Origin of the sequence: Comamonas koreensis (assembly GCF_021026195.1) — a bacterium.
GTDB classification, from domain to species: Bacteria; Pseudomonadota; Gammaproteobacteria; order Burkholderiales; family Burkholderiaceae_C; genus Comamonas; species Comamonas koreensis.
In genome coordinates this window covers 276,549-288,929 of record NZ_JAJNCT010000021.1, presented here as the reverse complement: position 1 = coordinate 288,929, position 12,381 = coordinate 276,549, and the positions used below count along the sequence as shown (strand labels likewise).

At 61.1% G+C, this 12,381-nt stretch carries 11 protein-coding genes and 1 tRNA gene; 4 read left to right on the top strand and 8 right to left on the bottom strand.

Going from position 1 to position 12,381, the window contains the following annotated elements:
• The first annotated feature begins 128 nt into the window (after positions 1 to 128).
• The 3 genes from LPW39_RS17520 (at position 129) to LPW39_RS17510 (ending at position 5,319) form a co-directional block, all read left to right on the top strand.
• A complete protein-coding gene (locus tag LPW39_RS17520) occupies positions 129 to 1,913 on the top strand; it encodes a DEAD/DEAH box helicase (RefSeq protein ID WP_230778155.1) in 1,785 nt (594 codons plus the stop codon).
• A 115-nt stretch (positions 1,914 to 2,028) separates the two neighbouring features.
• A complete protein-coding gene (locus LPW39_RS17515; protein ID WP_230778153.1) occupies positions 2,029 to 3,156 on the top strand; it encodes an endonuclease/exonuclease/phosphatase family protein in 1,128 nt (375 codons plus the stop codon).
• A gap of 345 nt (positions 3,157 to 3,501) precedes the next feature.
• On the top strand, positions 3,502 to 5,319 hold the full coding sequence (locus LPW39_RS17510; RefSeq protein ID WP_407928867.1) for a M14 family metallopeptidase: 1,818 nt from the start codon (positions 3,502 to 3,504) through the stop codon (positions 5,317 to 5,319).
• Between the two features lie 197 nt (positions 5,320 to 5,516).
• Here LPW39_RS17510 and LPW39_RS17505 read toward each other — a convergent pair.
• The 3 genes from LPW39_RS17505 to LPW39_RS17495 form a co-directional block, all read right to left on the bottom strand.
• Positions 5,517 to 5,593: transfer RNA gene (locus LPW39_RS17505), tRNA-Arg, on the bottom strand.
• Between the two features lie 266 nt (positions 5,594 to 5,859).
• Positions 5,860 to 6,246, bottom strand: a complete 387-nt coding sequence (locus tag LPW39_RS17500; RefSeq protein ID WP_407928870.1) for a PRC-barrel domain-containing protein — start codon at positions 6,244 to 6,246, stop codon at positions 5,860 to 5,862.
• A gap of 32 nt (positions 6,247 to 6,278) precedes the next feature.
• Complete coding sequence (locus tag LPW39_RS17495) at positions 6,279 to 6,458, bottom strand: CsbD family protein (protein ID WP_230778144.1); 180 nt, start codon at positions 6,456 to 6,458, stop codon at positions 6,279 to 6,281.
• A gap of 564 nt (positions 6,459 to 7,022) precedes the next feature.
• Here LPW39_RS17495 and LPW39_RS17490 point away from each other — a divergent pair.
• Positions 7,023 to 7,343 (top strand): FHA domain-containing protein, encoded by a 321-nt coding sequence (locus tag LPW39_RS17490; RefSeq protein WP_230778141.1) that lies wholly within the window; start codon positions 7,023 to 7,025, stop codon positions 7,341 to 7,343.
• 94 nt (positions 7,344 to 7,437) lie between these two features.
• Here the strand turns inward: LPW39_RS17490 and LPW39_RS17485 are convergent, their stop codons facing one another.
• The 5 genes from LPW39_RS17485 to cysT all read right to left on the bottom strand — a co-directional run bounded on the left by LPW39_RS17485 (position 7,438) and on the right by cysT (position 12,367).
• Complete coding sequence (locus LPW39_RS17485; protein WP_230778138.1) at positions 7,438 to 8,511, bottom strand: alcohol dehydrogenase; 1,074 nt, start codon at positions 8,509 to 8,511, stop codon at positions 7,438 to 7,440.
• A 217-nt stretch (positions 8,512 to 8,728) separates the two neighbouring features.
• Entirely contained in the window at positions 8,729 to 9,226 is a 498-nt protein-coding gene (locus LPW39_RS17480; RefSeq protein ID WP_230778135.1) for a disulfide bond formation protein B, read from the bottom strand.
• Between the two features lie 133 nt (positions 9,227 to 9,359).
• The gene (locus tag LPW39_RS17475; protein WP_230778133.1) at positions 9,360 to 10,493 is read right to left on the bottom strand and encodes a sulfate/molybdate ABC transporter ATP-binding protein; all 1,134 of its coding nucleotides are present in this window, start codon (positions 10,491 to 10,493) and stop codon (positions 9,360 to 9,362) included.
• A gap of 23 nt (positions 10,494 to 10,516) precedes the next feature.
• Positions 10,517 to 11,482 carry a sulfate ABC transporter permease subunit CysW gene (gene cysW / locus LPW39_RS17470; protein ID WP_230778131.1) on the bottom strand — a complete coding sequence of 322 codons (966 nt, stop codon included), beginning with the start codon at positions 11,480 to 11,482 and terminating at the stop codon, positions 10,517 to 10,519.
• A 12-nt stretch (positions 11,483 to 11,494) separates the two neighbouring features.
• Positions 11,495 to 12,367: a sulfate ABC transporter permease subunit CysT gene (gene cysT, locus LPW39_RS17465; protein ID WP_230778129.1), complete on the bottom strand. Its 873-nt coding sequence runs from the start codon at positions 12,365 to 12,367 to the stop codon at positions 11,495 to 11,497.
• Positions 12,368 to 12,381: the final 14 nt, after the last annotated feature.

Here is a 12,381-nt window from a genome sequence, read left to right as displayed (position 1 = left end):
GGGGACGATGGACACAGTTCCGGGCTCCCTCTTTGAACCCATCTGCCTACCTGACTGGCTGCAATTATTCCAAAAAATTGCTTAGACGAGGCCGATACCCAGCGTCCAGGTTGGACGCATCTGATCCAATGAACTTTGAAGAACTGAATCTGGCACCTGCCATTGTGCAGGCTGTGCGCGAACAAGGCTACGACACGCCTACCCCCATCCAAGCCCAGGCCATTCCTGTCGTGCTACAAGGCAGCGATCTGCTGGCAGGCGCACAGACCGGCACCGGCAAAACGGCCGCCTTCACCCTGCCCATGCTGCAGCGCCTGACCGAATCCGAAGGCAGCCGCAACAAATGGGGCAACAAGGCCATCCGGGCACTGATTCTGGCTCCTACCCGCGAGCTGGCCGCCCAAGTCGAAGAAAACGTGCGCCTCTACGCTGCGCACCTCGACATCAAATCCACCGTCATCTTTGGTGGCGTGGGCATGAACCCGCAAATCGACCGCATCAAAAAGGGCGTCGATGTGCTGGTGGCCACCCCAGGCCGCCTGCTGGACCTGCAGCAACAAGGCTTTCTGGACCTGTCCACCGTCGAGATCCTCGTGCTCGACGAAGCCGACCGCATGCTGGACATGGGCTTCATCCACGACGTGAAGAAGGTGCTGGCCCTGGTGCCCAAGGACAAGCAAAGCCTGCTGTTCTCTGCCACCTTCAGCGATGAAATCCGCGAGCTGGCCAATGGCCTGCTGAAGAACCCCCAATCCATCCAGGTGACGCCGCGCAACACCACCGTGCAGCGCATCAAGCAGGTGATCCACCCGGTGGGCCGCGGCAAGAAAAAGCAGGTGCTGCTGCACATCGTGCAGGAGAACAACTGGAGCCAGGTGCTGGTCTTCACCCGCACCAAGTTCGGCGCCAACAACGTGGCCGAATACCTCAGCAAGAATGGCGTATCGGCCATGGCCCTGCACGGCAACAAAAGCCAAAGCGCCCGCACCCAGGCCCTGGAAGGCTTCAAGTCCGGCGATCTGCGCGCCCTGGTGGCCACCGATATTGCAGCGCGCGGTATCGACATCGACGAGCTGCCCAACGTGGTCAACTACGAGATCCCCAATGTCTCGGAAGACTATGTGCACCGCATTGGCCGCACCGGCCGCGCTGGCCGCGAAGGCAATGCCGTGAGCCTGGTGTGCATGGATGAAGAAGGCTTCATGATGGACATCGAGCGCTTCACCAAGCAGGACATCCCGGTGCAGGTGCTCGAAGGCTTTGGCCCCGAAGAAGGCGAAAAGGCTGAGCCCATCGCCATGGGCCGCCAGACCATCTGGGGTGGTGCAGGCAAGGCACCTGGCCGTGATGTGATGCAGGCAGCAGCCAAGGCTGCGCGCCAGGAAATGATGGAACGGGTGCGCACCAACAAGGTGGCACGCGGCCCCGGCGGCGGTAACGCAGGCGGTGGTCAGCGCGGCGGCAATGCCAAGCGCAGCCCCGGCCCACGTGCTGAGCGCGCCGAAGGCGGTGCCGATTTTGGCGGCGAAGGCATGGACCAGGCACGCCGCGAGCAGCGCCCACCACGCCGCGATGGCCGCCAAGGCCCACGCCACCCATCGGGTGAGGCACGCGGCCCACAACGCCAGTCGCAAGGCCCGCGCCAAGCCGGCGCCGGTGCGGGTGCTGGCCGAGGCCCACGCCAGGACAGCGAACGCCAGCCCCGCGCGGATGCCCACCTGGGCACGCAGTTTGGCGGCACGGTAGATGGCCGCGACCACCGCCGCAGTGGCGCGGCACAGCCCGATCCAATGCGCACCAGCGTGGACAGCATGGCCGAACGCGGTCGCCGTGGCGGCTTTGGCGGTGGCAACCGCAATGGCGGCGGCGGTGGTGCTGGCCGAGGTGGCCGCAACCACTCGTTCTCGCGCTAAGCAGCGCTAAGCGGCGTCCGATTTCAACTGTCATCGCTGATGGCAGTTGATTTGCACGCCCAATTCCGCTAGGGTAAGGCCGCATTCGAAAGCGAATTTCATGCGGCCTTTTTCTATGCCCTCTTCCGCTGCACAAGTTGCAGCGACCACACTGGCACCCGACACCTTGACGGTCGCCACCTGCAATGTTCTTAATCTGGCGTTGCCTGAGCGGGAGTTTTACGCCAACCAGGCGCCCTACACCCGGGCGCAGTACGAGCGCAAAACCCAATGGCTGGGTGACCGCTTTCAGGCGCTGAATGCCGACATTCTGGCGGTGCAGGAAGTCTGGGACGAGGCTGCCTTTGCTCAATCGCTGGCCGCCAGCGGTCTGCACTACCACTACGCGGCCGTACCCGGCGCAGAAAACAGCGAGGGCCGGCCCGGCGCCAGCGGCACGCCCCGCGTAGGACTGGCCACCCGCCTGAAGGTGCTGGCCACGCGCTCGTTCACTGATTTTCCCGCGGGCTTGGGCCAGCCCATCCCCGGCCTGGGCATTCACACCCGTTTTGAACGCCCACCGCTCGTCGCCACCTTGCAGATGAAGCGCGGCCAGATTCTGACGGTGCTGACCTGCCACCTCAAATCCAAACGCCCCAAGTTCCTGCTCGATGCCAACGGCAACCCGCTGGAAGACCGCGACAACCCCAAGATTGCCGCACTCGCCTCGTTGCGCTCGCTGGTGATGCGGGGCGTAGAAGCGACGGCGCTGCGCTGCCTGGTGATCGACCTGCTGCGCCACACCCGCATGCCCTTGGTGGTGCTGGGCGATTTCAACGACACGCCCGACAGCGTCACCACGCAGATGATCTCTGCCAGCGCCGAAGTGGCCTATGACCGCAAGGCCCGCGATCGCGCACTGTTCAATGCCTTCGATCTGCTCGGCGATGCGGCGCTGAAAAAAGATGTAGCCTATTCCCACATCCACCAGGGCGCGCCGGCCGTGCTCGACCAGGTGCTTGTCAGCGAGGAGTTCGATCCGCGCAGCCGCCATGCGGTGGGCGATGTGCGCCGGGTGGATTACTTCAACGACCATCTGCATGAAGGCCGCGACCGCAGCCGCTCTGACCACGGCTTTGTACGTGCCTTGTTGCGCATGCGGGCACCTTCACCGAGCGCCAATACAGGGGATTTATCCCCCGATCTGGATTCGGCTGGTACATTCGAGCAGTCCAGTGATACCCCCCAGAAATCCTCCGTTTAGGTTTCGTCAAACAGGATGTGCGCGGATCGTGACAAGGCGCAAGCATCCTTTGCCGTCGATAGCCGGCCATGGCAAAAATGACCACAGGCCACATCGCCTGAGCCGGCATTCTGACCGCAGCAGGGTGTTTTGCAGAGAATCTGATTGCAGGAAAATTCAACAACAGTCGCCCGCCTTGAAACTGCGTCTGGTGCGCATCGCTGCTGGTGTAAATTCACGCAGTCTGGGTACGTCAGTTACGCACGGAAACTTATTGTTTCGCACCCATCCTACGTAAAAGCGCCACACCGCTTTGCATAATGGCAACGTATTTTTCAGGAGGGGCGTGATTTGTCACGCACAACAATGATGATGAAACACGACGCAGTATCCCCATCTCCCCAGCGCACGATGCCAGGCTGGGCCAGCCTGAGCATCATTGCGGCAGCGCTGGCCCTGTCGGCATGTTCCAGCACACCGTTGCCCGCCTGGAACAGCACGCCGATCGCCAGCGGCCAGCCAGCGCCAGGTACCGTGACCACCAAGCCTGCCAGCGGCCCCAGCCCCGTGCAGATCCCGGGCCTCGGTAACTCCGGTGTGGTCTCCACCCCGGTGGAAACGGTTCCGCTGCAAGGCAGCCCTCTGGGCGGATGGAAGGAGAGCGACGAAGTCGCTGCCCGATTTCCCGATCCCCAGCGCAACTACGCCACTCCAGGACTAGGCGCTGGCCGCACAACCTACACCAGCAATGCCGAGCTGGGCCAGTGGCTGCGCCAGTTGGCCAACCCCGGTCCATCCGGCACCAAAGCCGAGCTGGTGACCGCAGGTACCTCGCAGGAAGGCCAGCCTATTTTGGCGCTGTTGCTGACCCGCGCTGCCAGCACCAGCCTCCACGACCTCGACCAAAGCCAGCGCCCTACCGTGCTACTGATCGGCCAGCAGCATGGTGATGAGCCTGCAGGCAGCGAAGCACTGCTGGCCTTGGCACAGGACCTGCAGCAAGGCCCTCTGGCGTCGTTGCTCGACAAGATCAATGTGCTGTTGGTGCCCCGCGCCAACCCCGATGGCGCCGCCGCTGGTCGGCGCGCCACCGCCAATGGCCTGGATATGAACCGCGACCATCTGCTGCTGCAGACACCGGAAGCCCAGGCGCTGGCCAAGCTTGGCCGCATCTACCGCCCCATCGCAGTGTTTGATGCGCACGAGTTCACCGTGGCCGGCCGCTATCTGGAAAAGTTCAAGGGCGTGCAGCGCTATGACGCGCTGCTGCAAACACCTACCACTGCCAATGTGCATGAGTTCATCGCCAAGGCCTCCAACGAATGGTATTTGCTGCCCATGCAAAAGGCGCTCACCGAGCAGGGACAGAGCACCAACTGGTACTACACCACCACCCGCGACCCACAGGACCTGTCGCTGTCCATGGGCGGTGTACGCCCAGACACCGGCCGCAATGTGAACGCGCTCAAGAACGCCGCCACGATGCTGGTCGAAACCAGGGGTGTCGGCATTGGCCGCGCGCACATCCAGCGCCGCGTGCACAGCCAATATGTGGCACTGGCTTCCGCGCTGCAAACCACCGCGCAGCGCACCAAGGAACTGGAGCAGGTGCGCACCTTTGCCAACCGCGATATCGCCTCCCAAGCCTGCCGGGGTGAGTTCACGCTGGAGTCGCAGCAAACTACCGAAAAACGCCGTGTCATCTTCCTCGACCCGCAAACGGGTGAAGACATGCAGCAGGAAGTGGACTGGCACTCTTCCGTCAAGCTCAACCCTGGTCCCAAGCGCGCACGCCCCTGCGGCTATTGGCTCGCCGGCAATGCTACCGACGCCGTCGACAAGCTCCGCGCGCTGGGTCTTCAAGTGCTGCGGGTGGCCGAACCGGGCAATCTGCTGGCCGACATCTATCAGGAGCAAGAACGCAGCAGCAGCGCCAAGAGCGATGTCCTGGGCCCTGGCCAGCAAAGCGTGGAGCGGGTCAAGGTCGGCCTTGAGCGCGTCGCCATCGATGTGCCCGAAGGCAGTTTCTATGTGCCGTTGAACCAATCGCTGGCCAATGTCGCCATTGCAGCGCTGGAGCCCGACACCCAAAGCAGCTTCTTCGCCAACCACATCATCGCCAGCCTCAACGATGTGGCCCGGTCGATGAACAACCCTTCGCTGGTTTACGAAGAAACGGACTAAGCGCTACCCTGCCCTCACCGTCGTGCATCGAAAGATGTATGTCTGCGTCAGAACTGAAAATGCCCGCAGTGTGATCGCACTGCGGGCATTGTTTTTTGTGCATTCAAGAGGAGCACGACGCGAAAAGATATGACTGTGCAGCTTATGGGGAATGCAAGTTTGCAAGCTGGCAGCGGGCTGTCTACAGCCGAGGAGTTTGGCCTGCCCGACAGGGATCGAACCTGTGACCCACAGCTTAGAAGGCTGTTGCTCTATCCAACTGAGCTACGGGCAGATGCTTGATTTATGAAGGTATTTGCCGTGGTGGGCGCAACCTGAGACCTTGGTTTTGCGGAGCGCTCCGCGAGGGCCATTTTTTGTTTTTTATGACTGGGCGTCATTATGCACTGAATCATCGGCTCCAACTTCAGCGCAGCCGTGGTGAAGGCAAAAGATGGATCGCTAGCTGCTATAGCGGGATCTTTGCGCAACATGGCTGAGGGCTTACAACGCGAAAAGCCCCTTGCGGGGCTTTCCAGGACATCTGCCTCAGGGCAGCTATCACTTCTTGGCGTACTCAAACTTAGGCAGCGCCTTGAGGGCATCCTTGGTCGCACCGGGCAAAGTGATCTTGTCATTTTGCAAGCGGAACTGGCCCACGGGGATGGCAACATCATGCTTGCCGACGCCCAGGAAGCCTCCGGCACCGATGATGGCGTAAGAAACAGCCTTGTCAGGTGCGACGATCACATCGTCAACCTTGCCGACAGACTTGCCTTCCTCGTTGTAGACGTTCTTGCCGAGAACCGACTTCTTCAGGCTCCAACCGGTGGCGACCGCCTGGATTTCGGTCTGCTCCACCCCCAGCTTCACGCCGCCTGCAACCGGCACTTGCGTCTGCGCAAACGCGGAGCCTGCAGCCATCGTGATCGCAAAAGCGCCGAGCATCAACATAGATTTCGATTTCATCGTCAACTCCTTTACTTGGTAGCGTCTTTGGCCGCTTCTTGCACATTGCCCGCTGCTTTTTGGGTCTTGCCTTCGACCTGCTTGGCAATGCCCTTGGCCTGCTGCTCAGGGCTGTTCACTGCCTCGCCCACCTTTTGCTGGACCTTGCCAGCGGCATCTTTCACGGCACCTGCGACTTGGTTCTTGTTCATGCTTTTTCCTTCAGTGATGTTGCAAAGCAACGTTGGGATGGCTCAACGATATCGCGCGTCGGGATGGAGAAAGTTAGGTGCACAACCTGTTAGACGGTGGGGATTGGCTTACAGCCTTTTGACGGGGAGCTGCAGGGCATAGAAAGCCGCTTGGGTCTGCCCTGGCTTAAGTGCTGCCTGCGCTTGGCTGCTCGGCGCGCTATCTCAGGCAGAGGCTCGCGGTCGCTGGTTTCCGTCGACCCATTTGATGACGTCGATGACGCGCCCCCCCAAAAAAAACACGCCTGCCCCATAGCAGACCAGGGACCCAGCCGCCCCCTCGCCCAATAAACGCCGCCAAGAAAAATAGTTGGAATTGACACCAAATCAGCACACGAGATCGGTATTAACCCCTACAATCGCCACCCATCATTTAGATTATTTGTCTTCCCATATCATTTCCCATAGTTTTTGCAGATTGTGCTTGGCTATGACAATGATTGGCAATGTGTATCGTTACGGAGCAAATAATAGATGCATAATCCATTCATACTTTTCAATAGCCAGTTCCTTTAGGGGCTCACCATGTTGCCGGAAATCCTTGTTCGCTCTGATCTGCAATCTCCTCCCCGCTCCATCCAACTGGAGCGCGGTTGCACGGCCATTGGCCGAGGTCCGAGCAGCGGTCTTTTCCTGAGCGACCCGAGCATCAGCCGCGACCACGGCGCCTTCAGCTACTACATCGGCCTCTTGATGGTGGAGGACCACGACAGCACCAATGGCATCTTTGTCAACGGCCGCCGGGTCAAGCGCCAGGTTCTGTATGCGGGTGACCAGGTATCGGTCGGCAACTTCGAGATCGTCGTGAAGTCGGGCTCCGTGCCCAATCTGGAAACACAAGGCTGATCGCCGGCCACCATGCAAAAAGTCCGCAGTTGCGGACTTTTTGCATGGTGGTTGACGGCCTGGATGCCTCCAGGTCGATTCATTGGCGATGGGTTCAGGCCAACGCCTCCTCGTTGGGCGTCAGCATCAGGCGGCCCACGGCCTTGCCCTGCTCCAGCGCCACCAGCGCGGAGAAGGCCTTGCTGAAATGCATGCAAGTCGTAGGCACCGGGTTCAGCTTTTTGTCGCGCACCAACGCGATCAGCTCGCGCAGGTCACCCAGATTGCCCACATAGGTGCCTTGGTAAGTGATGGCGCGGATCGCATGCGTGGGAGTTGGCAGGTCCACATGGCCGCCAAACAGGCCGATCTGCACCAGGTGGCCGCCCTTAGTCAGCATGTCGATGCCTTGCTGCACCGTCTGGCTGGAACCCACGCAGTCGATGATGGCCCAGACCGCACCACCCGCGGCTTGCTTGACCTGGGCGATAAAGTCGGCCGACTTCGGATCGATGACCACGTCCGCGCCAGCGCTCAGCGCAGCCGCATGCTTGCTGGCATCGGGCTCCACCACCACCACACCGGCCCCACCCATGGCCTTCATCAGCAGGATGGCCATCAGGCCCAGACCGCCAGCGCCAAACAGCACAATCTTCTCGTCCTTGAACACCTGGGGATCAATCTTCTTGATCGCGCTGTAGGTGGTCAGGCCCGAGCAGGCATAGGGCGCGGCGCGCTCTGCGGGCATATCGCCGATGTCCACCAGGTAGTAGGCATGGTTGACCAGCACGTGGTCGGCGTAGCCACCGTTCTGGTACACACCCATGGATTTGCCTGCCAGGCAGAGGTTCTCATCGCCGCGCTTGCAGACCTTGCACTCGCCGCAGCCATGCCAGGGGAAGACCACATAGCGCTTGCCGATCTCGACGCCCTTGGCGTCCGGGCCCATGGCTACCACCTCTCCGGCAATCTCATGGCCCAAGGTCAGCGGCAGCTTCATGCCACGGTCAGCCATGGACAGCTTTTTGCCATTGCCCAGGTCGTACTCGCCGTGCCAGATGTGCAGGTCCGAGTGGCACACGCCGGCGGCCTCGACACGCACCAGCACCTGGTCTCCGGTTGGTACGGGGGTTGGGCGCTCGCTGCGCACCAGGGGTTCACCAAAGCCTGTAACGTCATAGCTGATCATGCGATCTCCTTGTTGCTTGTTGCTTGTATTGAGCCGGGGCATTCGCCCCTTTCGATGCCGGACAGATCAGCATATTAGTCCGGCAGCTTTTCTGCACAAGCTGGCTATCGCCCACTCCAGTCGCATTGGCGATAAAGGCCTGGCGCGTTGTCCCCTGCTCTGCGCCGCCATGAAAAACGCCCCTCAAAAGGGGCGTTTGCATGCAGAGCGACAAGGCTTAGCGCTTGGCTTTGAACAAGGCCAGCAGCAGCACGATGCTGAAAGCGGTGAAAGCGAGGAAGGACCAGTTGGCAATCGACAGACCCAGGAAGGTCCAGTCGATGGCGGTGCAATCGCCCGAGCCACGGAAAATCATCGGCAGCGAACGGCTGATCGGGTAGTTCTCGATCATGCCGTAGAAGTCGCGGCCGCAGGTGGCGAACTCAGGTGGGTTCCATTGCAGCCAGCTTTGGCGTGCTGCGGTAAAGGCACCAAAGGCCGAGAACAGCAGCGCCAGGCCGCCAAAGCTCTTCCACCAGCCGGCGGTCGATGGCTTGAGGCTGCCCAGCAGCGCCAGCACACCGACGGCGATCAGGCAGTAGCGCTGCACGATGCACATCGGACAGGGCTCCAGCCCCACCACGTGCTGCAAATACATGCCAAAGGCCATCATGGCCGCGCAGGCCACAAAAATCAGCGCCAAAGTGCGGCGCGGTGCGTTCCAGATCCAGTTCAAGTCATATCCTTATGCTGCCAACCCCGCCATCTTACGCGTACAGACCTGCAGGGTCCCAAAACCAGAAAACCGGCCCGCCCAAAGGGCAGAACCGGGTCTCACAGCTTCAGGCGCAGGCGCGAGCGTCAGGGCGCTAGATATTGGCTGCTTGATCGAGAAAAACTCGGGCTTGGCGCGGTGTCACCACCAGCGTCTCACCTTCCTTCAGGCCCATGGCTTTGAACTGTTGCGCAGAAATCTGCGCCTCAATGAGCTTGTCGCTGTCCGAAGCCCCGGCACCCTGGGCTTGGTGCCCGCCCACGGCAATAAGTTCCAGACGGGCGATGGGGCCGACAACAATTGCGCGGTCGAGCTGGGCCACAATGCCGCGCTGGCGGCCATCTGCGTCCTTGTCCTGGCCGGGCGAATAGCGCTCCACATCCAGTTCATGGGGCCGCACATAGGCCAGAGCCTGGGCGTTGTTGGCCGATGCCAGCTCGGGCGAATCGATCTGCACGCCGCCTTCGACCACGGTGTGGCCACCGGTGGCACGGCCACGGAACAGGTTCACATCGCCGAGGAAGCCATAGACGAAGGGGCTGGCCGGGCTGTCCCAGACTTCCTGCGGCGTGCCGGCCTGCTCGATCTGGCCCTTGTTGATCACGACCACGCGGTCGGCCACTTCCAGTGCCTCTTCCTGGTCGTGGGTCACAAAGATGCTGGTCACATGCAGCTCATCGTGCAAGCGGCGCAGCCAGCGGCGCAGTTCCTTGCGCACCTTGGCATCGAGCGCACCAAAGGGCTCGTCGAGCAGCAGCACCTTGGGCTCCACCGCCAGCGCGCGGGCCAGCGCAATACGTTGGCGCTGGCCACCCGACAGCTGCGAGGGGTAGCGGTCTGCGATCCAGTCCAGCTGCACCAGCTTGAGCAGGCTCATCACCTTCTCTCGGATCTGGGCTTCGCTCGGGCGTTCCTTGCGGGGCTTGATGCGCAGGCCAAAGGCCACGTTCTCGAACACCGTCATATGGCGGAACAGCGCATAGTGCTGAAAAACAAAGCCCACATTGCGGTTGCGCACATGCACATCGGTGGTGTCTTCACCACTGAACTGGATGGTGCCCTGGTCGGCAGACTCCAGGCCCGCAATGATGCGCAGCAAGGTGGTCTTGCCGCAGCCCGAAGGGCCCAGCAGCGCAATGAGTTCCCCGGATTGGATGTCCAGGTTGACGTTATCGAGCGCCTTAAAGCTGCCAAACGACTTGGAAATGTTTTGGATTTCAATGCTCATATCCGACCTCGAAAATACCGTGTTTATGCCGTGGCCGCGCTGTCATCACGCGGACGCTCGGGTGGCAGACTGGCTGCCTCTTTGTGCTCTTTCTCGGCGCGCCATTCGGCGATCGACTTGAGCACCAAGGTCACCAGCGCCAGCAAGGCCAGCAAGGACGCCACCGCAAAGGCTGCAGAAGACTGAAAGTCGGCATACAGAATCTCGACATGCAACGGAATGGTGTTGGTCTGGCCACGAATGCTGCCTGAGACCACCGACACTGCACCAAACTCGCCCATGGCGCGCGCATTGCACAGGATCACGCCGTACAGCAGACCCCATTTGATGTTGGGCAGGGTCACGCGCCAGAAGGTCTGCCAGCCCGAGGCCCCCAGCACAATGGCCGCTTGCTCTTCGTCATTGCCCTGTGCCTGCATCAGCGGAATCAGCTCGCGGGCAATGAAGGGGAAGGTCACGAACACGGTGGCCAGCACAATGCCCGGCACCGCAAATATCACCTTCAGGTTATGGGCCTCCAGCCAGGCGCCGAACCAGCCATTGGCGCCAAACAGCAGCACATAGGTCAGGCCCGCCACAACGGGAGACACCGAGAACGGCAGGTCCACCAGCGATGTCAGCAGGGCCTTGCCCTTGAATTCGAACTTGGCAATCGCCCAGGCGGCCGCCACGCCAAACACCAGGTTCAGCGGCACGGCAATCAGTGCGGTGATCAAGGTCAGCTTGATGGCCGACCAGGCATCGGGCTCAGTCAGCGCGGCCACATAGGTGTCCCAGCCCTTGCGCAGCGCTTCGACGAAGACGGCAACCAGCGGCAGCAGCAGAAACAGCAGCATGAAGGTCAGCGCAATACCCGTCAGGGTCCAGCGCACCCAGCGCGGCTCCGTCACCGTGCTCTGCACTTCGGGCTCATGGCGGGCCACATACTGGTAGCGCGCAATCACCGTGCCCAGCACTACCACCACGATGGCAATCAATACAAGATACATGGTTGGCATGGTTTAGGCCCCCGAACGCTTGCGTTGCCAGCTTTGCAGGCCGTTGATGAGAAGCAGCAGCACAAAAGAGATCACCAGCATCACCATCGCAATGGCGGTGGCACCGGCATAGTCATGCAGCTCCAGCTTGGCCATGATGACGAAAGGCGTGATCTGCGACTCCATCGGGATGTTGTTGGAGACGAAGATGACCGAGCCATACTCGCCCACCGCGCGGGCAAAGGCCATCGCAAAGCCGGTCAGCAGCGCGGGACCAATCGCAGGCAGGATCACTTTGTAGAAGGTCTGCCAGCGTGAGGCACCCAGGCTGCCGGCGGCCTCTTCCAGCTCTTTCTCAAAGTCTTCCAGCACCGGCTGTACCGTACGCACCACAAAGGGCAGACCGATAAAGATCAGCGCAAACACGATACCCACGCGGTTGAACACCAGCTGGATACCCAGGGGCGCAAAGTACTGGCCGACCCAGCCGTTGTCCGCCAGCAAGGCGGTCAGCGAGATGCCGGCAACGGCGGTGGGCAAGGCAAAAGGCAGATCGACCAGCGCATCTACCAGCTTCTTACCCGGAAACTTATAGCGCACCAGCACCCAGGCGATCAGCATGCCAAACACCAGGTTCACCAAGGCGGCGATCAGCGAGGCACCAAAGGTGACCTTGTAGGCGGCTACCGCGATGGGGGCGGAAATCGTTGTCCAGAACTGGTCCCAGGTCAGCTCGAAGGTCTTGAACAACAGGGTGGCCAGCGGGATCAGCACGATGATGCTGAGATAGAAAATGGTGTAGCCCAGGGTGAGCCCAAAGCCTGGCAGTACCCGTTTGGCACTACGGCGTTTGGCACTGGGCACGGCGTTGGCCGGGGCAGTGATGGCAGCTGACATGGATTCCGATCGGC